Raw genomic sequence first — 22,840 nt, forward strand, 5'->3', positions numbered from 1 at the left:
CAGGCTCAGCCCGAACGGGTGGGGTGGCACGACGGGTTGCATCACATGTGGTCGACGGACTTGGGCAGCGCGTAGAAGGTCGGGTGGCGGTAGACCTTGTCCTCGGCGGGATCGAAGTACATGTCCTTGTCGCCCGGATCGCTCGCGACGATCTGCTCGGAGCGCACCACCCAGATGCTGCAGCCTTCCTGGCGCCGCGTGTAGACGTCGCGTGCCATCTGGATCGCCATCTTCGAGTCCGCGGCATGCAGGCTGCCGCAATGCTTGTGGTCCAGGCCGGCCTTGCTGCGCACGAACACTTCCCACAGGGGCCATTCTTGTTTCTGTTCGACGGTCATGCCGCCTCCTTCATCGGTTGCTTGTTGGCATGGGCGAGTGCGGCTTCGCGCACCCAGGCGCCGTCGTCCCAGGCGTCGACACGGGCCTGCAGGCGTTCGCGGTTGCAGGGGCCGTCGCCGCCGATCACGCGCCAGAACTCGCTCCAGTCGATGGTGCCGAAGTCGTGCGCCTGGCGTTCCTCGTTCCACTTGAGGTCGGGGTCGGGCAGGGTCACGCCGAGGATGGCCGCCTGCTCGACGGTGGCGTCGATGAACTTCTGGCGCAGCTCGTCGTTGCTGAAGCGCTTGATGCCCCAGCGCATCGACTGCGCCGAGTTGGGCGACTGGTCGTCGGGCGGGCCGAACATCATGATCGAGGGCCACCACCAGCGGTTGACCGCGTCCTGCACCATCGCCTTCTGCGCGTCGGTGCCGTGGGTCATCATGGTGAGCAGGGCCTCGTAGCCCTGGCGCTGATGGAAGCTCTCCTCGCGGCAGATGCGGATCATGGCGCGCGCATAGGGTGCGTAGGAGCAGCGGCAGATCGGCACCTGGTTCATGATGGCCGCGCCATCGACCAGCCAGCCGATGGTGCCCATGTCGGCCCAGGTCAGCGTGGGGTAGTTGAAGATCGAGCTGTACTTGGCCTTGCCGGTGTGCAGCGCGTCGAACATCTGGTCGCGCGAGGTGCCCAGCGTCTCGGCCGCGGCATAGAGGTAGAGGCCGTGGCCGCCCTCGTCCTGCACCTTGGCCAGCAGGATCGCCTTGCGCTTGAGCGTGGGCGCGCGGCTGATCCAGTTGCCCTCGGGCAGCATGCCGACGATCTCCGAGTGCGCATGCTGGCTGATCTGCCGCACCAGCGTCTTGCGGTAGTGGTCGGGCATCCAGTCCTTGGCCTCGATGAAGTCGCCGGCGTCGATGCGCGCGTCGAAGCGTTCCTCGAGCCGCAACTCGTCGGCCGAGCGCAGGGCCTTCTTGCCGTCGCCGGCATCCTTGCCCATGGTGTCCATGGCTTGTGTGTACATCGCGGTTCTCCTTGAGAGGTGAAGAGGTCGTCGATCGGTGGTCAGTAGCTCAGCTGCTTCGTGGACTGCGCCCGGCGGTCCACCTCGGCCGGTGTCAGGGCCTCGCTCTTGCAGCCGAAATCCTTGAACAGCGCCATCTGGTCGGCGTAGTGGGGCGACTTGCGGCCGTCGGGTGCGACGAAGCCGCTCTGGCCCGGCGGGGCGGCGGTGCACAGCACGACGCCCTTGGCGCCGAGCACCACCTTGTCGTTCTGCGTGCCGCGGTTCATGTAGCTCGGCAGGCTCAACAGCTCGTCGGCCCCGGCCTGCGGTGCGCCGATGAAGTTGCTGGTGAGGAACACATGCTTCGTCACCGGCGTGCGCCACCTGGCGGTGTCGCTGCCGTAGCGCTTGTCGAGCTCGGCCACGGCCTGCGCGAGCGTGGCGCGCAGCACGGCGTTCCTGTCCTCGCCGTTGAAGAAGTCGTAGCGCTGCGGCACGCCGGCCTTGGGGCCGAGCAGCGCGTTGTAGACCAGCTTCAGGCCGTTGCCCGGGCGGATGCTGGCCACCTGCGTGTCGCCGGCATAGCCGGTGCCCGCATAGGCCGCGAACACCTCGGGCGGCAGGTCGTCGGCCAGCACCTTGCGGTAGAGGATCGGCAGCCACGCCGTCATGAGCGTGGTGGCCGGGCTGTCGTAGACGCCGCGCTCGGCCGGGTCCTCGTTGAGCATGTTCCAGTCCGCCAGCACCTGGGCGGCGCGGCGCGCCGGGTCGGCGGCCGGCAGGCCGCGCGTGGCCTCGAGCGCGAAGGGCACGAGGTAGCGCGCGTTGGTGTCGGCGTAGGCGGTGGTGCGATTGAGCGCCCAGAGCTCGTCGGGCGTGAGCCGGGGCTTGGCCTCGAGCCGCGCCGTGAACTCGCGCACCCGGTCGACCACCGAGTAGTTGCCGCCGTCGCTGACCGCGCCCGGCGCCGACTGGTTGTTCCAGTTGGCGACGTAGCCCTGCGCCGGGTTGAAGGTCTTCGGGTCCTCGCCGAACGGGCGGATGCCGAGCCATTCCATCGAGCCGTCGCCCACGGCGGGCAGGCGGATGTCCTGCGTGGCCGGGCGAATCGGCAGCCGGCCCGGCGAGACGTAGCCGATGTTGCCGGCGGTGTCGGCGTAGTACCAGTTGATGGTGATGGCCACGCGCGAGGCCTGCGCCAGCCACTGCTCCCAGTTCTGCGCGCGCATCGCGTGGATCCAGCCCAGCAGCGACTCGAGCTCGTAGCCGTCCCAGCTGCGCTTCATCGAATACGCGGTGCCGTTGGGCAGGTCGAAGTTGGTCACGGTGCCGTGCACGGTGGCGTAGACGTCCAGGCTCTGGTCGGGCTGGCCCTTGACCTTGATGAGCTCGGTGCGCTTGCTCATGGCGCGCATCGCGCCGTTGAAGCGGTACTGATACTGGTTGGCCGGGTCCAGCTTCTCCTGGTACATGTCGTTCACGTCGAGCGGACCGGCGGTGGCGCCCCAGGCGATCTTGCCGTTGGCGCCGAACAGCACCACGGGATGCGCGAACGGCGTGTTGCCGGTCACGTCGAAGCCGGCGCCGTGCAGGCCGATGCCGAACACGTACGAGGGATTGAACCAGTTGAACTGCGGGCCGTTGATGAAGACGGTGCTGCCGTCGGTGGTCTTGTTCGGGCCGGCGATCCAGAGGTTGCTGGCGATCGGGCGGGTCCAGGGCTCGGCCACGCCGCGCTGCGCGGCATCGATCTCGTTGCGCGCGACCAGCAGCTCGGGCGAGACCGGCGCCAGCGCCGCGCGATGGGCGGCGTGCGCATCGTTGGCGGCGCCTCGGGCCACGGCCTTGGGACGCGGCACGGTGGTGGGCGCGAGCGGGTCTTCCACCCAGCGGATCTGGTCGAACAGCTGGCGGCCGGCCTCGTCGCCGCGCGCCTTGCGCAGCTGCTCGAGCAGGCGCAGGTTGGCGAGCTCGCTGCTCACGTTGGAGTAGCGGTTGGCCATGGTGCCGACCCAGATCATCGCCACGTCGTAGCCGGTCCAGTCGGCCTTCGGGCGGAAGCCCGCATCGGCGAACTGCTTGGGCAGCAGGGTGGCCGGCGCGGCCAGCACTTCGTTCACGCGCGCATTGAAGCCGGCGGCATAGCCGTCGAAGATGGCCTTGTCGTCGCTCGACAGGCGCGCCATCTGCGCGCGGATCGAGGCGGGATCGAAGCTGGCGCGGCTGCCCTTGTCGAGCGCGACATAGGCCGGGCCCATCACTTCGGCGACGGTGCCCAGCACCGCGCGGCGCGCCATCTCCATCTGGAACAGGCGGTCTTCCGCGACGGCATAGCCGAAGCCGTGGAACAGGCCGCGCACGTCGTTGGCATAGACGTGGGGCACGCCGTAGTCGTCGCGCTTGATCGTGACCTTGCCGGCCGGGGGCATGGCCGCGCCGGTGGCCGGGGCGGTGGAGTTGGCGGCGCAGCCGGCCAGCGCCACCAGGGCGCAGGCGAGGGCGATCGATCGGAAATTCAGTGTCATCGGTGGCGGTTCAAGGGAAAGCGGCGGCGCCTCAGCGCGGGCGGTTGTCGACGACGCGCCGGGCCTTGCCGGTCTGCGTGCGTTCCATCTCGTTCGGTGCATGCACCACCACGCGGGTGGAGATGCCGACCAGCGTCTTCACGCGGTGCTGCACCCAGCCGGCGATGGCCGCGCGGTCGGCCGCGGCGGCTTCGTTCGGCGCGAGTTCGCAGTGCACCTCGACCTGGTCGAGCAGGCCTTCGCGGCTCACGTGCACCTGGTAGAGGCCGGAGAGGGCGCCGTGCGCGAGCACGATCTCTTCGACCTGCGTGGGGAACACGTTCACGCCGCGGATGATCATCATGTCGTCGCTGCGCCCGACGATCTTGCCCATGCGGCGGAAGGCGCGCGAGGTGGGCGGCAAGAGGCGCGTGAGGTCGCGCGTGCGGTAGCGGATGATCGGCATCGCTTCCTTGCTCAGCGAGGTGAAGACCAGCTCGCCTTCCTCGCCGTCGGCCTTCAGTTCGCCGGTCTCGGGATCGATGATCTCGGGATAGAAGTGGTCTTCCCAGATCACCGGGCCGTCCTTGCTCTCGACGCATTCGCTGGCCACGCCCGGGCCCATGACTTCGCTCAGGCCGTAGATGTCGACGGCGTCGATGCCGGCCTTGGCCTCGATGTCGCGGCGCATGGCCTCGGTCCAGGGCTCGGCGCCGAAGATGCCGATGCGAAGCGAGCTGTCCTTGGCGTCCAGGCCCAGGCGCTCGAACTGTTCGATGATCACCTGCATGTAGCTCGGCGTGACCATGATGATGTCGGGCCGGAAGTCCTGGATCAGCTGCACCTGTTTCTCGGTCTGGCCGCCCGACATCGGGACCACGGTGCAGCCCGCGCGCTCGGCGCCGTAGTGCGCGCCCAGGCCGCCGGTGAACAGGCCGTAGCCGTAGGCGATGTGGATCAGGTCGCCGGCGCGGCCGCCCGCGGCGCGGATCGAGCGCGCGACCAGGTCGGCCCAGGTGTCGATGTCCTTCTTGGTGTAGCCCACCACGGTCGGCTTGCCGGTGGTGCCCGACGAGGCGTGGATGCGCGCCACCTGCTGGCGCGGCACCGCGAACATGCCGAAGGGATAGTTGTCGCGCAGGTCGCTCTTGACCGTGAACGGGAATTTCGCGAGGTCGGCCAGCGTCTTGAGGTCGCCCGGCTGCACGCCCTTGGCGTCGAAGGCCTGGCGGTAGTGCGGCACGTTGTCGTAGGCGCGCTGCAGCGTGTCGCGCAGGCGCTGCACCTGCAGCGCGGTGATCTCGTCGCGGCTCGCGGTCTCGATCGGTTCGAGATCGCCGGGGGCGGGGCGGGGTGCTGGCATGACGGGGTCCTCGTTTTTTTCGTTCGGTTCAGGCCGCGACGGCGGGGCGGCCCTTGGCGGTGTAGGAGCGGCCGCGGAAGATCGCGACGCGCTCGCCGCGCTGGTTGGTGATCTCGGTGTCGTAGACGCCGGTGCGGCCGGCCTTCGAGACCTCGAAGCAGCGCGCGGTCAGCAGGTCGCCTTCGCGCGCGGGGGCGATGAAGTCGATCGCGAAGCCCGAGGCCACGGTCAGCTCGTTGTAGGAGTTGCAGGCGAAGGCGAAGGTGGAATCGGCCAGCGTGGCCATGAAGCCGCCGTGGCAGATCGCATGGCCGTTGAGCATGTCGGGGCGCACGCGCATCTCGATCGTGGCCTGGCCGGGGCCGACCTCCACGATGCGCATGCCCAGGCCCTTGGAGGCGTTGTCGTTGGCGAACATGCCATCGCGCACGTATTCGGCGGTCTGTTGCGGGGTGCGTTCGGTGCTCATGGCTCAGCGGTCCTTGAAGACGGGGGCGCGCTTGGCGCGGAAGGCCTCGACACCTTCGCGGTAGTCGTCGGCAGCGCCGAGGTCGCGCTGCAGGCGGGCCTCTTCGGCCAAGGCGGTGTCGAGGTCCATGGTCTGCGCGGCATTCATCGCGGCGCGCGTGGCGACCAGCGCGCGCGAGGGCATGGCGGCGAGCCGGCCCGCGAGCGCGGCGGCGGCATCGGCCAGCGCGGCGTCGTCCACCACCTGCCAGATCAGGCCGATGCGCGCGGCTTCCTCGGCAGGCAGCTTGTCGCCGAGCATCGCGATGCCCAGCGCGCGCGCCGGGCCCACGAGCCGCGGCAGCAGCCAGGTGCCGCCGGTGTCGGGCACCAGGCCGATCTTGGTGAAGGCCTGGATGAAGCTGGCCGAGCGCGCGGCGAGCACGAGGTCGCAGCACAGCGCGAGGTTGGCGCCGGCGCCGGCGGCCACCCCGTTGACGGCGGCCACCACGGGCACGGGCATGCTGCGGATGCGCTGGACCAGCGGGCCGTAGAGCTTCTCGATGACATGGCCCAGGTCCTTGGGCGCGGCGCCGGGCGTGGTGTCGGGCGCGACCATCGGGTCGGCGAGGTCCTGGCCGGCGCAGAAGGCGCGGCCGGCGCCGGTCAGCACCACGCAGCGCACCTCGGCATCGGCCGCGGCCGCTTCGAGCGCCGCCAGCAGTTCGGCGTGCAGTTCGCTCGTGAAGCTGTTGAGCGCCGCGGGGCGGTTGAGGCTCAGTGTGCGGACGGCGCCGGCATTGCCGACGAGGACCAGGGGTTCCGACATGGGCTTGTCTCTCATCTGTGTGGGGGATGACTTCGGGTCAATTACTATTGACCGACCGTTCGGTAGATTTTAGGATCGCGAACGAATCCGGCACAAGTCCAAAGCATTCAGGGAAAACCCTGGTATTGCGTGACAGAGGACCGGCACCCCACAGGAGACCGCATCCATGCCCAGCTACGCCATCGACGGCGTGATCCCCGTCGTCGACCCCACCGCCTACGTGCATCCGTCCGCCGTGCTGATCGGCGACGTGATCGTGGGCCCGAACTGCTATGTCGGCCCCTGCGCCAGCCTGCGCGGCGATTTCGGCCGCATCGTGCTCGAGGAGGGCTCGAACCTGCAGGACAACTGCTGCGTGCACGGCTTTCCCGACAACGACACGGTGATCGAGGTCAACGGCCACATCGGCCATGGCGCGATCCTGCACAGCTGCGTGGTGCGGCGCGACGCCATGGTGGGCATGAACGCCGTGGTGATGGACGAGGCCGAGATCGGCGAGAAGGCCATCGTGGCCGCCAGCGCCTTCGTGCCGGCCGGCATGAAGGTGCCGCCGCGCACGCTGGTGGCGGGCATGCCCGCGCGGGTGAAGCGCGAACTCAGCGACGCCGAGATCGCCTGGAAGCTCGAGGGCACGCAGGTCTACCAGGCGCTCGCGGTGCGCAGCCTCGCGACGATGCGCGAGGTCGAGCCGCTGGCGCAGGTCGAGGCCGGGCGGCCGCGGCTGCCGGCGATCGACGTCAAGCCGCTGATCGCGACCAGGCGCGGCTAGGATCGCGCGCTGCCCGCCACACCCTCTCAACGCCAGAACAGAAAGAACACCGATGCCCAGAGGAAGATCCGCCAGCTACGACGACCAGCGCGAGCTCATCCTCGAGCGGGCCGCGCGGCTGTTCGCGCGCCAGGGCTACCCCGCCACCTCGATGAACCAGGTGGCCGAGGCCTGCAATCTCTCGAAGGCCACGCTCTACCACTACTACAAGGACAAGCGCAGCCTGCTGATCAGCATCGCCGAGACGCACGTCTCCAAGCTGGCGGCGCTGGTGGCCGAGGAGGAGGCCTCGACGCAGACCGACGAGGAGCGGCTGCGGCGCTTCATCTACCGCATCGTCGAGGAGTACGCGGGCGCGCAGGACGCGCATCGCGTGCTGACCGACGACGTGCGCTTCCTCGAGGAGGAGGACCGCGAGCGCGTGCTCGACAAGGAGCGCGAGGTGGTCGCGGGCTTCGCGCGCGCGGTGGCCGCGCTGCGCCCGGGCACGCCGAGCGACGACCTCGCCAAGCCGCTGACCATGCTGCTGTTCGGCATGATCAACTGGATGTTCACCTGGATGAAGCCCGGCGGCCAGCTCGACCATGCCTCGATCGCGCCGGTGGTGGCCGACCTGTTCCTCGGCGGCATCGGCGCCGTGAAGGCGCCGCCGGCGCGCGCGAAAAGGAAGCCGAAACCGGCGGCCTGAGGGCGCGGACCTTCAGCGCGCCGCGCCGGCGTAGCGCGTGGCCGGCGTGCCGTTCTGCGAGGCGCCGAAGAGTCGGGCGCGCGCGTCGTCGTAGGCCGCGAACAGCGGCGCGTAGTCGTCCACCGAGGGCATGGTGATCGGCTCGCCGAGGTCGAGGCCGGCGATGGCGGCATCGACGCAGTGCTCGGCCGTCATCACGTGCGCGGGATCGAGGTTCGTGACCGGGACGCCCGACAGCTCCCAGATGTCGGTGGCCGTGGCCGCGGGCAGCACCAGCTGCACGCGCACGCCGCTGCCCGCCACTTCCTCCTGCAGGCCGCGCGTGAAGTTCAGCACGAAGCCCTTGGTGCCGCTGTAGATGCTGCTGATCGGCAGCGTGTGGAAGCCCAGCACCGAGCCGATGTTGATCAGCGTGCCGCGGTCGCGCGCCTTGAAGCCCGCGAGCGCCACCAGGCTCAGCCGCGCCAGCGCGGTGACGTTGACGTCGATCATCGACTGCGCCGACGCGGGCGCGGTCGCGAGCACCGGCGCCAGCGTCGAGGTGCCGGCGTTGTTGACCAGCAGCGTGATCGAGGCATCGGCGGCGATGGCCTGCGCCACGCGCTCGAGGTCGGCGGTGGCGCCGAGGTCGGCCACCAGGATGTTCACCGTCACGCCGTACTGGCTGCGCAGCGCGTTGGCGGCTTCGTCGAGGCGGTCGCCGCGGCGTGCCACCAGCAGCAGGTCGTGGCCGCGGCGCGCCAGCCGGTCGGCGAAGAGCCGGCCCAGGCCGGCGGAGGCGCCGGTCACCACCGCGGTGCCGGGCTTGGCGGAGGTGTTGTTCGCTTGCTCGCTCATGTCGTTCTCCAAAAAAGAAGTCGGGGTGCCCGCGCGGTCGGCGACCGCTTCCCAAAGGCCCTTCGTCGTTAAGCATGATGGTCATCATGTTTGACGGTGCGAAGCATGATGCCTATCATGAATAGCGTCAACCAGGGTCTGGAAGTACCCGGAAAGAGGATGAGGTCACATGCGATACCCCGCAGCGGAAACCGCCGAAAAGCATCAGAAGATCCTGGGCGAGGCCTCGCGCCTGTTCCGCGAGCGCGGCTTCGGTGGCGTGAGCGTGAGCGAGATCATGAAGGCCACGGGCCTCACGCACGGCCCGTTCTACAACCACTTCGACTCGAAGGAAGCGCTGATGGCCGAGTGCGTCGACCATGCATCGGCGCATTCGCTCGCCGACCTCGATGCCGCCACCCAGCTGCCCAACGGCATGGTCGACTACGTGCGCGCCTACCTCAGCGTGTCGCACCGCGATGCGCCCGGCGACGGCTGCCTGCTCGCGGCCTTCTCGGCCCAGACGGCGCAGAAGCAGGTCACCGCGCCTTCGCTCACCGCGCACATGAAGGCGAGCATCGAGCGCTTCGCGAAGTTCTTTCCCTGGCGCGCACGCAAGAACGCCGATGCGCGCGGCGACGCGATCCGCGCGGTGGCGGCGATGACCGGCGCTCTGGTGCTGGCGCGCGCGATGAACGACGAGGCGCTGTCCGAGGAGATCCTGCGCGAGGTGCTCGCGGGGATCGAGGGAATGGCGAAGGCCTGAGCGGGCGTTGGCCTAGAGGATCCGGTTGAACCAGAGCAGCGAGAGCCCGGCCGACAGCAGCGTGAGCACCGCGGCGCCGAGCGCGAACAGCGCCGAGATCTCGGTTTCCTTCTTCTCGACCGTGAGCCGCGAACTCAGCGTTTCGTAGACCTTCTTGAGGTCGGCGGCGGTGCCGGCGTAGAAGTAGTCGGCCTGGGTCTTGCTGGCGACGGCCTTGAGGGTTTCCTCGTCGAGCCGCACGCGCATCGACCAGCCCTCGAAGCCGATGGTCTCGCCGTCGACCGTGCCGATGCCCACGGTGTAGATGCGCACGCCGCGGTCGGCCGCGGCCTTGGCCGCGTCGAGCGGATCGACGCCGGTGGTGCGCTGGCCGTCGGTCAGCATGATGATCGCGGCCGAGGTGAAGGAGCCCGGCGCGACCGGCGTGAATTCCTTGGCCGGCTTGTCGGCCTGGTCGATCGCCACGCCGCGCTGGCGGCTCGGCGCGCTGAACTGCGAGACGTCGATGCCGGCCTCGGGGAACAGCGTGGCGAGCGACACCACGATGGCATTGCCGGTGGCCGTGGCGCGCTGCAGCTGGAAGCTGTCGATCGCGGTCACGAGGTCGTCGTGGTTGGTGGTGGGCAGCTGCGCCACCTGCGCGCTGCCCGCGAAGGCGACGATGCCGACCTTCACGTTGCGCGGCAGGTCCTTGATGAAGCTCTTGGCGGCATCCTGCGCCGCCACCAGCCGGTTGGGCTGCACGTCGGCAGCGCGCATGCTGCCCGAAACGTCCATCGCGAGGATGATGGTCTGCTGGTTCGACGGCAGCATCACCACCGCCATCGGCCGCGCGGCGGCCACCAGCATCGCGGCCAGCGCAAGCAGGAACAGGAACGGCGGCACATGGCGCCGGATGCTCTGGCCGGTGCCCATCGCCTCGCGCACGATCGAGAGGCTGGCATAGCGCACCGCGAGCTTCTTCTTGCGGCGCAGCAGCCACAGGTAGAGCAGCACCAGCAGCGGCAGCGCCAGCAGCAGCCAGAGGAATTGGGGCCAGAGGAAGGTCACGGCGAAATCCTCGCGCTCGTCGTCGCCAACGTCAACTCGATATACCCGATGGTCGTCATGCGGCCACCGCCTTTACAGGACGCGAGGCACCCGAAGTGCGCACGCGCCGCTTGCGCATGTCCGCGAAACGCACGATCGCCTCGACCAGGTCGTCGGCGGTCGACAGCTCCAGCGTGTCGACGCCGGCGCGGGCCAGCGCGCCGCGCAGCGCATCCTCGCGCTCGCGCGCGATGCGCGCGAAGCGGCGGCGAAAGCCCGCATCGTGGGTGTCGACCCAGAGCTGCTCGCCGGTCTCGGCGTCGCGCAGCGGCACCAGGCCCAGGTCGGGCATGTCGAGCTCGAGCGGATCGAACAGGCGCACGGCCACCACCTCGTGGCGCTGCACCAGCTGGCCCAGCGGCTTCTCCCAGCCGGGCTCGCTCAGGAAGTCGGACACCACGAACACGGTCGAGCGGCGCGGCATCAGGGTGGCGGCCGACTTCAGCAGGTCGTCGAGCCGGGTCATGCCCTTCTGCGGCGGCGCCTTGTCGGCCTGGTCGGCGCGGCGCTCCATCGCATGCAGCAGGTGCAGCACGTGGCGCCGGCCGCTGCGTGGCGGGATCACGGCCTCGAGGTCGTGGCCGTAGACCAGCGCGCCGACCCGGTTGCCGTGGCGCGTGAGCAGGCGCGCCAGCACGCCGACGAAGCCGGCCGAGATCTCGCGCTTGGCCTTCAGGCCCGAGCCGAAGTCGACCGAGCGGCTCAGGTCGAGCACGAACCAGGCCGACATCTCGCGGTCCTCGGTGAAGACGCGCACGTGCGGCGTCTGCAGCCGCGCCGTGACGTTCCAGTCGATGTGGCGCACGTCGTCGTGCAGCTGGTACTCGCGCAGGTCGGCCAGGTCGAGGCCGGTGCCGCGCATCAGCGTGCGGTAGTCGCCCTGCAGCAGGCCGTCGAGGCGGCGGATCACGGTCCATTCGAGGCGGCGCAGCGCGCGCTCGGCGCCGCCGGCCTCGAGCGCGGGGCGTTCGTCGTTCGCGGCGGCCTCGGGGGCCTTGCGCCACCAGCTTTTCTTCATGGCGGGTCGTGTGGGGTGATCCGGGTTCAGGCGGCGAGCTTCTCGTGCTCGAGCGGCTTCGGCGGCGCGGGCACCGCACGCATGATCTTCTCGATCAGGCCGTCGGGCGTCAGGCCCTCGGACAGGCCCTCGTAGGACAGCGTCACGCGGTGGCGCAGCACGTCGGGCACCAGCGCCGTCATGTCCTCGGGCAGCGCGTAGCTGCGTCCGCGCAGCAGCGCCAGGGCGCGCGCGCCCTCGGTCAGGCTGATGCTCGCGCGCGGGCTGGCGCCGAAGGTGATGAAGCGGCCCATGTCCTTGAGCCCGTGCCTGTCGGGCGTGCGCGTGGCCGACACCAGCTTCACCGCGTACTGGATCAGGGAGGGGTCGACGTACACGCGCCGCGCCTCGGCCTGCAGCGCCGCGAGCTGCTCGGTGGTGGCGACCGGCACGGCCTCGACCGGCGGGCCGATCACGCGCTGCACGATCACGAACTCTTCCTCGTCGGTCGGGTAGTCGACCAGCACCTTCATCATGAAGCGGTCGACCTGGGCCTCGGGCAGCGGATAGGTGCCCTCGGTCTCGATCGGGTTCTGGGTGGCCATCACGAGGAAGGGGCGCGGCACCTTGTGCGTTTCGCCCGCGATCGTGACCTGGCGCTCCTGCATCACCTCGAGCAGCGCGCTCTGCACCTTGGCCGGCGCGCGGTTGATTTCGTCGGCCAGCAGCAGGTTGGCGAACACCGGGCCCAGCGAGGTGCTGAAGTCGCCGGTCTTCTGGTTGTAGATGCGCGTGCCCACGAGGTCGGAGGGCACCAGGTCGGGCGTGAACTGGATGCGCTTGAACTGGCCCTGCACGGTGTCGGCCAGCGTCTTCACGGTCAGCGTCTTGGCGAGGCCCGGCACGCCTTCGACCAGCAGATGACCGCCCGCGAGCATCGCGACCATCACGCGCTCGAGGAAGCGGTCCTGGCCCACCACCACGCGCTTCACCTGGTAGAGGATCTGCTCCATCAGCTCGGCGGTGCTGGCGGGCGTGGCGAAGGAGGAGGTCTCGGTGCTGCTCATTCGGGACTTTCTGGATCGAGGAGGAGAAAGGGGATCAGAACGGTGGCGAACCGGCCGCCGAGGCGGCGTTCTCGATCGGCACCGCGAAGCCGATGCCGATGAAGGTGCGCTGCTGCGTGGGATTGAGGATGGCGGTGACGATGCCGAGCACCTCGCCGTCCATGTTGACCAGCGGCCCGCCCGAATTGCCGGGGTTGGCGGCCGCGTCGAACTGGATCAGGTTGCCGAGCTCCTGCTTGCCCTCGGGCGAGCGGAACGAGCGCTTGAGGCCCGACACCACGCCAGCCGACACCGAGGGGCCGATGCCGAAGGGGAAGCCCACCGCGGCCACCTGGTCGCCGGGGCGCAGGTCGGCGGTCGAGCGCATCACGGCGGGAATCAGGTCGTCGGGAATCTTCTGCGCCTGCAGCACCGCGAGGTCGTTCTCGGGCTGCACGCCGGTGATGACGGCCGGCGCCTCCAGGCCGTCGGCGAAGGTCACCTTGATGGTCTCGGAGCCCGCGACCACGTGCAGGTTGGTGAGGATCACGCCCTTGTCGACGATCACCACGCCGGTGCCCACGCCGCGCTCGACCTGGCCCGGCGGGCCGTCGTCGGCCGGTGCCTCGGGCGACTTGCCCTTGGCCATGTTGCGGCCGCGCTTCTGGGTCTTGGCCTCGGGCGTGGCCTTCTCGGAACCGTAGCCGACCACGCGCACCACCGAGGGCCGCACGATGTCGGCGGCCTTGGCGGCGGGCGAGGGCAGGGTGTTGGTCTGCAAGGTGCGCAGCACGGCCGCGTCGATGTCCTTTTGCGTGAGCTGGCGCGCATTGCCGCGCTGCCACCAGGCCGCGCCGCCGGCCGCGAGGGCCGCGCACAGCGCGAGGCTCAGCAGCGCGAAGCTGCGGCGCCCGGGTTGCCAGCGCTCGCGCGCGGCGGCGGGCTGCGGCGCCACGGGATCGGTGACGGCCTGCCCGGGGGCCCCGTCGTCGGACTCGATCGGCGTGCGTGGCGAGCGGCTGTACATGGCGGGCCTGCGCATGGGTGCACCTCCGGCAAAAGACTGTCGCGTGGTGGGTGTCACGCAATGAGCGTGATGAAAAGCACGGTAGCACGCTTTCTTCTGCCTTGCATCCCTTCGGGCATCATGACGCGATGGCTCTTTTCGTCGACACCCACTGCCACCTCGACGCGCCCGAGTTCGGTGCGCAGATGCCCGGGATCCGCGCCCGCGCGGCCGAACGCGGCGTCGCGCTGTGCGTGATCCCGGCCGTGGCCGCCTTCAATTTCGAGACCGTGCGCGAGCTGGCCGAGCGCCAGGGCGACGCCTATGCGCTGGGGATCCATCCGCTGTGCACGGGCGATGCGAAGGAGGAAGACCTGGCCCTGCTCGATGCCGAGCTGGCCGCGCGGCGCGACGATCCGCGGCTGGTGGCGGTCGGCGAGATCGGGCTCGACTATTTCGTCGAGCACCTCGACGACGACAAGCAACAGCACTTCTTTCACACTCAGTTGCAATTGGCGCGCAAGCACGGGCTGCCGGTGCTGATCCATGTGCGGCGCTCGGTCGACAAGGTGCTCAAGCATCTGCGCCAGACCGCCGGCGGGCAGCCGTGGCGCGGCATCGCCCATGCCTTCAACGGCAGCGAGCAGCAGGCACGAGCCTGCACCGGGCTCGGGCTCAAGCTGGGCTTCGGCGGCGCCGTGACCTTCGAGCGCGCGCTGCAGCTGCGGCGGCTCGCGGCCAGCCTGCCGATCGAGGCGCTGGTGATGGAGACCGACGCGCCAGACATCCAGCCGCACTGGCTCTACCGCACGCAGGCGCAGCGCGACGCGGGCGAGCCGCAGGGCCGCAACGAGCCTGGCGAGCTGCCGCGCATCGCCGAAGTGGTGGCGCAACTGCGCGGCATCGGGGTCGACGAGCTGGCCGAAAAAACCACGCGAAATGCCGTGGAAGCGATGCCGAAGCTCCAAAGTCTTCTGGCGCTGTCGGAGGGGTCCTTACCCGGGGCGTAGGCCAATGCCTTGACTTGGGTCGAAGTGGTTTTCGGGCCTGCATTTGCTGTCATCCTTGAACCGTGGAGCTTCGTTGGACGGGTGTGACGACCTTCGTCACCGATGTCGAACGACACCGGCTCCCAGCATTTCATCCAAGAAAAGGAGTTCATCCATGAAAGCAACTTTCGCTCGCACCCTTCCCGTCGTGCTCGCACTGGCCTTCGGTGCCGTGGGCATCTCTGCCGTGGCACAGACCACCGCTCCGGCAACGGCCGAACCCTCGACCACCGAGAAGGTGAAGGAAGCCGGCAAGGACGCCTACGACGCGACCAAGGACACCACCAAGCGCGCCGTGAACGCGACCGAGCGCGGCGCCGAGAAGGCCTGGGACGCGACCAAGCGCACGACCAAGAAGGCCGCCAACGCGACCGAGTCGGGCGCCGAGAAGACCTGGGACGCGACCAAGAAGACCACCAAGAAGGCCACCAACGCCACCAAGAAGGCGGCCAACAAGACCGGCAACGCGGTCGAAAACGCCGGCCACAAGACGGCCGACGGCATGCGCAGCACGGGTCACGCCATCGGCGAGAAGATCCCGGGCACGGCCGAGAACGAAGCCGCCAAGAAGTAAAACCGCACGCGCCGCGCCCTCGGGCCGGCACGCAAGGAATGGAAACCCGCTTCGGCGGGTTTTCCTTTTGGGGCGCGCCGCGACCGGTCCCGGACTATCGCTTGCGGCCAGAATGCGCATCCATGCCCAGATCCAGATCCCCCGCAAGCCCGGCCCCGCCCGAGCGCGAAGCCATCCCCGAGCCGGTGGCCGCGGGCCCGGTGCTCACCGGACTCGCGCCGATCGTCTCGCCCGCCACCGTGCTGCTGATCCTCGGCAGCTTCCCGGGCGCGAGATCGCTCGAGCTGCAGCAGTACTATGCGCATCCCCAAAACCAGTTCTGGAAAATCTTGCAAGCCCTGTGGCCCCATGACCCGCTCCCCACGGGAGTAGACAGCTATCGAAAGCGTAGCGACTGGCTGCTGGCACACGGCCTCGGCGTGTGGGACGTCTATGCGGCCTGCGAGCGCGAGGGCAGCCTCGATTCGGCGATCCGCGCGGCCGTGCCCAACGACATCGCGGCGCTGCACCTGCCGAAGCTGGCGGCCGTGGCCCACAACGGCGGCGAGAGCTTCAAGCACGCCCGGCATACCCGAACCCTCGGCGTGCCGGTTTACCCACTGCCTTCGACCAGCCCGGCCAATGCGTCGTGGAGCTTCGAGCGCAAGCTCGCCGCATGGCGCGAGGTCTTCTCTGTCCATGGACTGGTCTGATCCGATGGCCGCACGCAAGCAATCCACGTCCCGCCTTCCCGCCGAACTGCCCGAGGTCAACTTCTCCGACTGGGGCGACATCCGCTACCTGCACCTGGGCACCGAATGGGTCCAGGGCTCGATGAAGCTGGACGCGCCCTACGAGATCGAGCTCGAGTACGTGCAGCGCATGATGGCCTGGCTGCTGTTCACAGGCGGCACCGGCATCGGCAACCGCCATGCGATGCAGCTCGGCCTGGGCGCGGCCACGCTCACCAAGTTCTGCCGCAAGACCTTGCGCATGCGCACCACCGCGATCGAGCTCAATCCGCAGGTGGTGTCGGCCTGCCGCGGCTGGTTCAAGCTGCCGCCCGACGACGTTAAGCTGCGCGTGGTGATCGCCGACGCGGCCGAGGAGATCCGCCGGCCCGAATGGCAGGGCACGGTCGACGCGCTGCAGGTCGATCTCTACGACCACGAGGCCGCGGCGCCGGTGCTCGACAGCGAGGACTTCTATGCCGACTGCCGCGCGCTGCTCACCGAGGACGGCGCGATGACGGTCAATCTCTTCGGCCGCTCGTCGAGCTACGAGCGCAGCCTCGAGAAGATCCAGGCCGCCTTCGGCGCCGACGCGGTCTGGGCCTTCAAGCCGACGCGCGAAGGCAACACGGTGGTGCTCGCGCAGCGCCAGCCCAGCCGGCCCAAGCGCGAGGCGCTTGCCGAGCGTGCCCAAACCATCCAGACTCGCTGGGGCCTGCCCGCGCCCAAGTGGCTGCGGGTGTTCAAGCCGGTCCTTTCCATCTGAATCCATGAGCGCCGTTCCCGCTTCCGCCGCACCGGCCGTCCGCCCCGAAGGTCCACTCGAGCTGCGTCGCCTGATCGAATGGCTGGCCGCCGACGGCGTGATCTCGCCGATGGAAGCCAAGCGCACCATCGCGCGCTGCGCCCAGGCCGAGAGCCGCCAGCATCCGCTGGTGCGGCTCGCCAATGTCGCGATGACGCGCGAGAGCGACAGCAAGCCGCTCGACCTCGAGATGCTTGCGCAGTGGCTTGCGGGCCGCGCGGGCCTGTCCTACCTGCGCATCGACCCGCTCAAGGTCGACGTGGGCAAGGTGGCCGACACCATGAGCGCGGCCTATGCCGAGCGCCACAAGGTGCTGCCGGTGCAGGTGCTGCCCAACGAGGTGGTGGTGGCCACGGCCGAACCCTTCCTCACCGACTGGATCTCCGAGGTCGAGCGCCAGTCGCGGCGCACGGTGCGGCGCGTGGTCGCGAACCCGGCCGAGATCCAGCGCTACACGGCCGAGTTCTTCGCGCTCGCGAAGTCGGTGCGCGCGGCGCAGAAGGCCGGCGGCAACACCGGCGGCGCGAGCTTCGAGCAGCTCGTCGAGCTCGGCAAGAGCAACAAGCAGCTCGATGCCAACGACCAGAGCGTGGTGCAGGTGGTCGACTGGCTGTGGCAGTACGCCTTCGACCAGCGCGCGAGCGACATCCACCTCGAGCCGCGACGCGAGCAGGGCGTGATCCGCTTTCGCATCGACGGCGTGCTGCATCCGGCCTACCAGATGCCGATGGGCGTGATGAACGCGATGGTCGCGCGCATCAAGCTGCTGGGCCGCATGGACGTGGTCGAGAAGCGCCGGCCGCTCGACGGCCGCATCAAGACCCGCAACATGCGCGGCGAAGAGATCGAAATGCGGCTGTCGACCCTGCCCACCGCCTTCGGCGAGAAGATGGTGATGCGGATCTTCGACCCCGACACCGCGGTCAAGGACCTCGACGCGCTCGGCTTCGCGCAGCACGATGCGCAGCGCTGGGAGCAGCTCGTCACGCGGCCCAACGGCATCATCCTCGTGACCGGCCCCACGGGCTCGGGCAAGACCACCACGCTGTACTCGACGCTCAAGCGCGTGGCGACCGAGGAGGTCAACGTCAGCACGGTGGAAGACCCGATCGAGATGATCGAGCCTTCGTTCAACCAGACGCAGGTGCAACCGCAACTCGATTTCGGTTTCACCGAGGGGCTGCGCGCGTTGATGCGGCAGGACCCGGACATCATCATGGTCGGCGAAATCCGAGACCTCGCCACCGCCGAGATGGCGGTGCAGGCCGCGCTGACCGGCCACCTGGTGTTCAGCACCCTGCACACCAACGACGCGCCCAGCGCCATCACGCGGTTGATGGAGCTCGGCGTGCCCTCGTACCTCATCAACGCCGTGATGCTCGGCGTGCTCGCGCAGCGGCTGGTGCGCACCCTGTGCCCGCACTGCAAGCAGCCCGACGACGGCATCACGCGCGAGAAGCTCGAGGCCATCGTCAAGCCGTGGCAGATCACGGGCTCGGTGCGCGCCTACAAGCCGGTGGGCTGCGTCGACTGCCGCATGACCGGCTACATGGGCCGCATGGGCCTGTACGAACTGCTGAGCATCAGCGAGACCTTCCGCAACGAGGTCACGAAGGCGCCGAACCTCGCGGTGCTGCGGCGCCAGGCCGTGGTCGACGGCATGCGGCCGCTGCGCCTCGCGGGTGCGCTGCGCGTGGCCGAGGGCCTGACCACGATCGAGGAAGTGCTGAGCGCCACGCCGCCGCTCGACGCTTGAACAGTCCCCGGCGCAGCCCCGCGCCGAACACGAACTGCCTACATCCGAGGCGCCTCGTGCACCGGGGTTATCCCTAAGTTCTCGGTAGGTGGAACCCACATGGGGCTGACTTCCACCTGACTCCACAATCCCGCATCGAAATTTGTTCGAGGAGACTGTTCGTGAAAATCAAGAGTCAAAAAGACTTTTTCTCGGGCCTGATGTTCACCGTGGTCGGGGTCGCCTTCGCTTGGGGCGCCACCAACTACAGCGTGGGCACAGGCGCTCGCATGGGCCCCGGGTACTTCCCGCTGGTGCTCGGCATCCTGATGGCGGTGATCGGCCTGGGCATCATGTTCAGCGGCCTGACCGTCGAAACCACCACCGGTGATCCGATCGGCAAGTGGGCCTGGAAGCAGGTCGTGCTGATCCTCGGCGCCAACCTGATGTTCGGCATCCTGCTCGGCGGCCTGCCGAGCATCGGCCTGCCGGCCATGGGGATGATCATCGCGATCTACGCGCTGGTGATCATCGCGAGCCTCGCGGGCCACGAGTTCAAGCTGCCCAGCGTGCTGGTGCTGGCCACCGTGCTGGCCGTCGGCAGCTACGTTGCATTCATCTGGGCGCTCAAGCTCCAGATCCAGGTCTGGCCGACCTTCATCGGCTGAGGACGCAAGCACCATGGAACTCTTTCAAAACCTCTCGACCGGCTTCGGCGTCGCGTTCACCTTCACGAACCTGCTGTACTGCCTGGTCGGCTGTATCCTGGGCACGCTGATCGGCGTGCTGCCCGGCATCGGCCCCGTCGCGACCATCGCGATGCTGCTGCCCGCGACCTACGCACTGCCCCCGGTGTCGGCCCTGATCATGCTGGCCGGCATCTACTACGGCGCGCAGTACGGCGGCTCCACCACCGCGATTCTCGTGAACCTGCCAGGGGAGTCATCCTCGGTGGTGACAGTGATCGACGGCTACCAGATGGCGCGCAAGGGCCGGGCGGGGCCGGCGCTTGCCGCGGCGGGCCTGGGCTCGTTCTTCGCGGGCTGCGTCGGTACGCTGATCCTGGCCGCCTTCGCGCCGCCGCTGACCGAGCTGGCCTTCAAGTTCGGCCCGGCCGAATACTTCTCGCTGATGATCCTGGGCCTGATCGGCGCCGTGGTGCTGGCTTCGGGTTCGCTGCTCAAGGCGATCGCGATGATCGTGCTGGGCCTGCTGCTGGGCCTGGTGGGCACCGACGTGAACTCGGGCGTGGCGCGCTTCAGCTTCGACATCCCCGAACTGACCGACGGCATCGGCTTCGTGGCCATCGCCATGGGCGTGTTCGGCTACGGCGAAATCATCGCGAACCTCTCGCGTCCCGATGAAGAGCGCGAAGTGTTCACCGCCAAGGTGAAGGGCCTGTTCCCGACCAAGGAAGACTTCAAGCGCATGGTGCCCGCGGTGCTGCGCGGCACGGCGCTCGGTTCGGCCCTAGGCATCCTGCCCGGCGGCGGTGCGCTGCTGGCGGCCTTCGCGGCCTACACCATCGAGAAGAAGACCAAGCTGAAGCCGGGCGAAGTGCCCTTCGGCAAGGGCAACATCCGCGGCGTGGCGGCTCCCGAGTCGGCCAACAACGCCGGCGCGCAGACCTCCTTCATTCCGCTGCTGACGCTGGGCATTCCGCCCAACGCCGTGATGGCGCTGATGGTGGGCGCGATGACGATCCACAACATCCAGCCGGGCCCGCAGGTCATGACCAGCAACCCCGAGCTGTTCTGGGGCCTGATCGCCTCGATGTGGATCGGCAACGCGATGCTGATCATCCTGAACCTGCCGCTGATCGGCATGTGGATCAAGCTGCTGTCGGTGCCGTACAAGTACCTGTTCCCGGCGATCGTGCTGTTCTGCGCGATCGGCGTGTACTCGACCAACAACAACACCTTCGACATCTGGATGGTGGGCATCTTCGGCTTCGTGGGCTACACCTTCTTCAAGCTCGGCTGCGAACCCGCGCCGCTGCTGCTGGGCTTCATCCTGGGCCCGATGATGGAAGAGAACCTGCGCCGCTCGCTGCTGCTGTCGCGTGGCGACTGGAGCGTGTTCATCACGCGTCCGATCTCCGCTGGCCTGCTGGCTGCTGCCTTGCTGCTGCTCGTCATCGTGCTGCTGCCGGCCGTGAAGTCGAAGCGCGAGGAAGCCTTCGTCGAGGAGTGATCGACGACCGCCCGGCACGCGTGCCGGGCTCGCTCCAATGAACGGCGCCCGCGGGCGCCGTTCGTTTTTGGCGAAGGCCTTTTCAGCCCTTCGCCGCGCGCGGCTTCAGGTGCTGCCGCGCGATGTCGAGGAAGGCCATCGCCGCCGGGCTCAGCGGATGCTTGGCCAGCCGCACCGCCACCAGCGGGTATTCGAGCACCGGCCGCGTGACCGAGAGCACGCGCAGGTTCGGCGGCATCAGCACCTCGACGTAGCGCGGCAGCAGCGCCACGCCCGCGCCGGCCTGGATCAGGCCGAAGGCGGTGGAGAGCATCGACACGTGGTGCGCCACCTGCGGATAGACGTTGGCCACGCTCGACAGCTGCCGGCTCACCGCGCGCCAGACGTTGGCGTCGGGGTTGACGTGGATGAAGGGCAGGGCCTCGAGCTGCCGCGCCTCGATGCTGCTGCGCTGCGCGAGCGGATGGTCCTCGCGCACGAACAGCGCCATGCGCTCGACGAACAGCGGCTCGGTCGCGAGCTCGGAATGCGCCTGGCCGATGTCGGAGCCGAAGCCCAGGTCGGCCTCCTGCGAGAGGATGCGCGAGATCATCTGCTCGGCGGTGCTGTCGAGCAGCGTGGTGGCCAGCTTGGGGTGCTTGTGCGCGAAGCGCCCGAGCAGCGGCGGCATCAGCGCGCCGGCCGTGAGATGGCCCACCGCCAGCACCACGCGGCCCTCGCGCAACTGCGCCTGCGAGCGGCAGGCATTGACCGACTCATCGATCAGCCGCAGCGCGCGCACGGCCGTGTCGACCATCATCTGGCCGGCATCGGTCATGCGGATGCGCCGCCCGCGCACCACCAGCGGCTGGCCCAGGTCCTCCTCCATGCGCTTGACGAGATGGCTGATGGCCGGCTGGGTCAGTTGCAGGCTCTCGGCGGCCAGCGTGAAGCTGCCCGTTTCGGCCACCGCCGCGAGCGCGCGAAGCTGCTGCAGCGAAACCTCCTCGGCGGCGATCCGTGCCATAAATTGTGCTCATAGTTGAATAAGCGGGATTATCTGGCTTGATGCGCCCGTGCTGCTTAGCATCGAATGTTCGCCATCTTGCGAAGGGAATCCAGCACCATGCAACGCCACCAGTTTCTCCACGGCCTCGCGGCCGCCTTCGCCGCGCTGTGCCTGGCCGCGCCGGCCACCGGCTTCGCGCAGGGCTATCCCAACAAGCCGATCCGCCTGGTCGTGCCCTTTCCCGCGGCCGGCGCCACCGACCTGTTCGCGCGCACGCTGGGCCAGAAGATGGGCGAGAAGCTGGGCACCACGCTGGTGGTCGACAACAAGCCCGGTGCCGGCGGCGCCATCGGTTCCGACATTGCGGCCAAGGCCGCGCCCGACGGCTACACGCTGCTGTTGGCCACCACCAGCACGCATTCGATCGGCCCGGCCATCACCAGCCGGCTGCCCTACGACACGGTGCGCGACTTCACGCCGATCGCGCACGTGGGCGACGCGCCGAGCATCATGCTGGTGCCGGTGAACTCGCCCGCGAAGACGGTGCGCGAGTGGATCGACTACGCGAAGAAGAACCCCGGCAAGCTCAACTACGCCTCGAGCGGCAACGGCACCATCGTGCAGCTCACGGCCGAGCTGTTCAAGGCGCAGGCCGGCGTGTTCGTCACCCACATCCCCTACAAGGGCACGGCGCTCGCGATCCCCGACCTGATCAGCGGCAAGGTCGACGTGCTGTTCGACTCGCTGCCCACCGGCATGCCGCACGTGCGCGACGGCCGGCTGCGCGCGCTGGGCGTGACCTCGCTCAAGCGCAGTCCGCTCGCGCCCGAGCTGCCGCCGATCGCCGACACGCTGCCGGGCTACGAATCGAACACCTGGTTCGGCTTCTACGGCCCCAAGGGCCTGCCGGCCGATCTGGTGGCGCGCGTGAACAAGGCCGCCAACGAGGCGCTGGCCGACCCCGAGGTCAAGGACAAGCTGTCGCGCCTGGGCATCGAGCCCGCCACGGCCGGCACGCCCGAGCAGTTCGCGAAGATGGTGGCCGTCGACGCCGCCAAGTGGAAGAAGATCGTCGTCGAACGCAAGATCACCAACGACTGAAGACACGAGAGCACGACCGCCATGACCGCCATGAACTTCGA

The 22,840-nt window shown here is 68.9% G+C and carries 23 protein-coding genes; 11 read left to right on the forward strand and 12 right to left on the reverse strand.

Features of this window, described 5'->3' with window-relative positions; genetic code table 11:
* Positions 1-41: 41 nt before the first annotated feature.
* From paaB to INQ48_07500, 6 genes are read right to left on the reverse strand one after another with little or no spacing between them, the layout of a single operon-like run.
* On the reverse strand, positions 42-338 hold the full coding sequence (gene paaB, locus INQ48_07475) for a 1,2-phenylacetyl-CoA epoxidase subunit B (protein QRF59062.1): 297 nt from the start codon (positions 336-338) through the stop codon (positions 42-44).
* Positions 335-1,342, reverse strand: coding sequence for a 1,2-phenylacetyl-CoA epoxidase subunit A (paaA, locus tag INQ48_07480; protein ID QRF59063.1), 1,008 nt, complete (start codon positions 1,340-1,342; stop codon positions 335-337). Before paaA ends, paaB begins: the two co-directional genes overlap by 4 nt.
* A gap of 41 nt (positions 1,343-1,383) precedes the next feature.
* A complete protein-coding gene (locus tag INQ48_07485; GenBank protein QRF59064.1) occupies positions 1,384-3,849 on the reverse strand; it encodes a penicillin acylase family protein in 2,466 nt (821 codons plus the stop codon).
* A 31-nt stretch (positions 3,850-3,880) separates the two neighbouring features.
* Positions 3,881-5,191 carry a phenylacetate--CoA ligase gene (paaF, locus tag INQ48_07490; GenBank protein ID QRF59065.1) on the reverse strand — a complete coding sequence of 437 codons (1,311 nt, stop codon included), beginning with the start codon at positions 5,189-5,191 and terminating at the stop codon, positions 3,881-3,883.
* Between the two features lie 28 nt (positions 5,192-5,219).
* On the reverse strand, positions 5,220-5,660 hold the full coding sequence (paaI, locus tag INQ48_07495; GenBank protein ID QRF59066.1) for a hydroxyphenylacetyl-CoA thioesterase PaaI: 441 nt from the start codon (positions 5,658-5,660) through the stop codon (positions 5,220-5,222).
* 3 nt (positions 5,661-5,663) lie between these two features.
* Positions 5,664-6,467, reverse strand: a complete 804-nt coding sequence (locus INQ48_07500; protein ID QRF59067.1) for a 2-(1,2-epoxy-1,2-dihydrophenyl)acetyl-CoA isomerase — start codon at positions 6,465-6,467, stop codon at positions 5,664-5,666.
* A 166-nt stretch (positions 6,468-6,633) separates the two neighbouring features.
* Here INQ48_07500 and INQ48_07505 point away from each other — a divergent pair, with 166 nt between their 5' ends.
* Both INQ48_07505 and INQ48_07510 read left to right on the forward strand, forming a co-directional pair.
* Positions 6,634-7,236, forward strand: coding sequence for a phenylacetic acid degradation protein PaaY (locus INQ48_07505; protein QRF59068.1), 603 nt, complete (start codon positions 6,634-6,636; stop codon positions 7,234-7,236).
* 52 nt (positions 7,237-7,288) lie between these two features.
* Positions 7,289-7,924, forward strand: coding sequence for a TetR family transcriptional regulator (locus INQ48_07510; GenBank protein QRF59069.1), 636 nt, complete (start codon positions 7,289-7,291; stop codon positions 7,922-7,924).
* Positions 7,925-7,936: 12 nt separating this feature from the next.
* Here INQ48_07510 and INQ48_07515 read toward each other — a convergent pair whose 3' ends face one another.
* On the reverse strand, positions 7,937-8,761 hold the full coding sequence (locus tag INQ48_07515; protein QRF59070.1) for an SDR family oxidoreductase: 825 nt from the start codon (positions 8,759-8,761) through the stop codon (positions 7,937-7,939).
* Between the two features lie 169 nt (positions 8,762-8,930).
* Here INQ48_07515 and INQ48_07520 point away from each other — a divergent pair, with 169 nt between their 5' ends.
* On the forward strand, positions 8,931-9,506 hold the full coding sequence (locus tag INQ48_07520; protein ID QRF59071.1) for a TetR/AcrR family transcriptional regulator: 576 nt from the start codon (positions 8,931-8,933) through the stop codon (positions 9,504-9,506).
* 12 nt (positions 9,507-9,518) lie between these two features.
* On the opposite strand, the gene INQ48_07525 is transcribed toward INQ48_07520, so the two are convergent.
* The 4 genes from INQ48_07525 to INQ48_07540 are packed head-to-tail and all read right to left on the reverse strand — an operon-like array spanning position 9,519 to position 13,680.
* The gene (locus tag INQ48_07525; protein QRF59072.1) at positions 9,519-10,556 is read right to left on the reverse strand and encodes a VWA domain-containing protein; all 1,038 of its coding nucleotides are present in this window, start codon (positions 10,554-10,556) and stop codon (positions 9,519-9,521) included.
* Positions 10,557-10,611: 55 nt separating this feature from the next.
* Positions 10,612-11,613 (reverse strand): DUF58 domain-containing protein, encoded by a 1,002-nt coding sequence (locus tag INQ48_07530; GenBank protein ID QRF59073.1) that lies wholly within the window; start codon positions 11,611-11,613, stop codon positions 10,612-10,614.
* Positions 11,614-11,639: 26 nt separating this feature from the next.
* Positions 11,640-12,659: a MoxR family ATPase gene (locus INQ48_07535; protein QRF59074.1), complete on the reverse strand. Its 1,020-nt coding sequence runs from the start codon at positions 12,657-12,659 to the stop codon at positions 11,640-11,642.
* Between the two features lie 34 nt (positions 12,660-12,693).
* The gene (locus INQ48_07540) at positions 12,694-13,680 is read right to left on the reverse strand and encodes a trypsin-like peptidase domain-containing protein (protein ID QRF59075.1); all 987 of its coding nucleotides are present in this window, start codon (positions 13,678-13,680) and stop codon (positions 12,694-12,696) included.
* Positions 13,681-13,793: 113 nt separating this feature from the next.
* Here INQ48_07540 and INQ48_07545 point away from each other — a divergent pair, with 113 nt between their 5' ends.
* The 7 genes from INQ48_07545 (at position 13,794) to INQ48_07575 (ending at position 20,710) form a co-directional block, all read left to right on the forward strand.
* Positions 13,794-14,654 carry a TatD family hydrolase gene (locus INQ48_07545; GenBank protein ID QRF59076.1) on the forward strand — a complete coding sequence of 287 codons (861 nt, stop codon included), beginning with the start codon at positions 13,794-13,796 and terminating at the stop codon, positions 14,652-14,654.
* Between the two features lie 154 nt (positions 14,655-14,808).
* A complete protein-coding gene (locus tag INQ48_07550; protein QRF59077.1) occupies positions 14,809-15,267 on the forward strand; it encodes a hypothetical protein in 459 nt (152 codons plus the stop codon).
* Between the two features lie 122 nt (positions 15,268-15,389).
* Positions 15,390-15,959 carry a DNA-deoxyinosine glycosylase gene (locus INQ48_07555; protein QRF59078.1) on the forward strand — a complete coding sequence of 190 codons (570 nt, stop codon included), beginning with the start codon at positions 15,390-15,392 and terminating at the stop codon, positions 15,957-15,959.
* Positions 15,960-15,963: 4 nt separating this feature from the next.
* The gene (locus INQ48_07560) at positions 15,964-16,743 is read left to right on the forward strand and encodes a spermidine synthase (protein QRF59079.1); all 780 of its coding nucleotides are present in this window, start codon (positions 15,964-15,966) and stop codon (positions 16,741-16,743) included.
* Between the two features lie 4 nt (positions 16,744-16,747).
* Positions 16,748-18,538, forward strand: a complete 1,791-nt coding sequence (tadA, locus tag INQ48_07565; protein QRF59080.1) for a Flp pilus assembly complex ATPase component TadA — start codon at positions 16,748-16,750, stop codon at positions 18,536-18,538.
* A 161-nt stretch (positions 18,539-18,699) separates the two neighbouring features.
* On the forward strand, positions 18,700-19,185 hold the full coding sequence (locus INQ48_07570; protein ID QRF59081.1) for a tripartite tricarboxylate transporter TctB family protein: 486 nt from the start codon (positions 18,700-18,702) through the stop codon (positions 19,183-19,185).
* A gap of 13 nt (positions 19,186-19,198) precedes the next feature.
* Positions 19,199-20,710 carry a tripartite tricarboxylate transporter permease gene (locus INQ48_07575; GenBank protein ID QRF59082.1) on the forward strand — a complete coding sequence of 504 codons (1,512 nt, stop codon included), beginning with the start codon at positions 19,199-19,201 and terminating at the stop codon, positions 20,708-20,710.
* Between the two features lie 82 nt (positions 20,711-20,792).
* Here the strand turns inward: INQ48_07575 and INQ48_07580 are convergent, their stop codons facing one another.
* Positions 20,793-21,716: a LysR family transcriptional regulator gene (locus tag INQ48_07580; GenBank protein QRF59083.1), complete on the reverse strand. Its 924-nt coding sequence runs from the start codon at positions 21,714-21,716 to the stop codon at positions 20,793-20,795.
* A gap of 99 nt (positions 21,717-21,815) precedes the next feature.
* Here INQ48_07580 and INQ48_07585 point away from each other — a divergent pair, with 99 nt between their 5' ends.
* Positions 21,816-22,799, forward strand: a complete 984-nt coding sequence (locus INQ48_07585) for a tripartite tricarboxylate transporter substrate binding protein (protein QRF59084.1) — start codon at positions 21,816-21,818, stop codon at positions 22,797-22,799.
* Positions 22,800-22,840 lie beyond the last annotated feature (41 nt).

It is taken from the genome of Variovorax paradoxus (genome assembly GCA_016806145.1).
Taxonomy (GTDB): Bacteria; Pseudomonadota; Gammaproteobacteria; order Burkholderiales; family Burkholderiaceae_C; genus Variovorax.

Bases quoted from the DNA above. Each gene is read 5' to 3' on its own strand.
- paaB (QRF59062.1), bottom strand. From the start codon at position 338: ATGACCGTCGAACAGAAACAAGAATGGCCCCTGTGGGAAGTGTTCGTG.
- paaA (QRF59063.1), bottom strand. From the start codon at position 1,342: ATGTACACACAAGCCATGGACACCATGGGCAAGGATGCCGGCGACGGC.
- INQ48_07485 (QRF59064.1), bottom strand. From the start codon at position 3,849: ATGACACTGAATTTCCGATCGATCGCCCTCGCCTGCGCCCTGGTGGCG.
- paaF (QRF59065.1), bottom strand. From the start codon at position 5,191: ATGCCAGCACCCCGCCCCGCCCCCGGCGATCTCGAACCGATCGAGACC.
- paaI (QRF59066.1), bottom strand. From the start codon at position 5,660: ATGAGCACCGAACGCACCCCGCAACAGACCGCCGAATACGTGCGCGAT.
- INQ48_07500 (QRF59067.1), bottom strand. From the start codon at position 6,467: ATGTCGGAACCCCTGGTCCTCGTCGGCAATGCCGGCGCCGTCCGCACA.
- INQ48_07505 (QRF59068.1), top strand. From the start codon at position 6,634: ATGCCCAGCTACGCCATCGACGGCGTGATCCCCGTCGTCGACCCCACC.
- INQ48_07510 (QRF59069.1), top strand. From the start codon at position 7,289: ATGCCCAGAGGAAGATCCGCCAGCTACGACGACCAGCGCGAGCTCATC.
- INQ48_07515 (QRF59070.1), bottom strand. From the start codon at position 8,761: ATGAGCGAGCAAGCGAACAACACCTCCGCCAAGCCCGGCACCGCGGTG.
- INQ48_07520 (QRF59071.1), top strand. From the start codon at position 8,931: ATGCGATACCCCGCAGCGGAAACCGCCGAAAAGCATCAGAAGATCCTG.
- INQ48_07530 (QRF59073.1), bottom strand. From the start codon at position 11,613: ATGAAGAAAAGCTGGTGGCGCAAGGCCCCCGAGGCCGCCGCGAACGAC.
- INQ48_07535 (QRF59074.1), bottom strand. From the start codon at position 12,659: ATGAGCAGCACCGAGACCTCCTCCTTCGCCACGCCCGCCAGCACCGCC.
- INQ48_07540 (QRF59075.1), bottom strand. From the start codon at position 13,680: ATGCGCAGGCCCGCCATGTACAGCCGCTCGCCACGCACGCCGATCGAG.
- INQ48_07545 (QRF59076.1), top strand. From the start codon at position 13,794: ATGGCTCTTTTCGTCGACACCCACTGCCACCTCGACGCGCCCGAGTTC.
- INQ48_07550 (QRF59077.1), top strand. From the start codon at position 14,809: ATGAAAGCAACTTTCGCTCGCACCCTTCCCGTCGTGCTCGCACTGGCC.
- INQ48_07555 (QRF59078.1), top strand. From the start codon at position 15,390: ATGCCCAGATCCAGATCCCCCGCAAGCCCGGCCCCGCCCGAGCGCGAA.
- INQ48_07560 (QRF59079.1), top strand. From the start codon at position 15,964: ATGGCCGCACGCAAGCAATCCACGTCCCGCCTTCCCGCCGAACTGCCC.
- tadA (QRF59080.1), top strand. From the start codon at position 16,748: ATGAGCGCCGTTCCCGCTTCCGCCGCACCGGCCGTCCGCCCCGAAGGT.
- INQ48_07575 (QRF59082.1), top strand. From the start codon at position 19,199: ATGGAACTCTTTCAAAACCTCTCGACCGGCTTCGGCGTCGCGTTCACC.
- INQ48_07580 (QRF59083.1), bottom strand. From the start codon at position 21,716: ATGGCACGGATCGCCGCCGAGGAGGTTTCGCTGCAGCAGCTTCGCGCG.
- INQ48_07585 (QRF59084.1), top strand. From the start codon at position 21,816: ATGCAACGCCACCAGTTTCTCCACGGCCTCGCGGCCGCCTTCGCCGCG.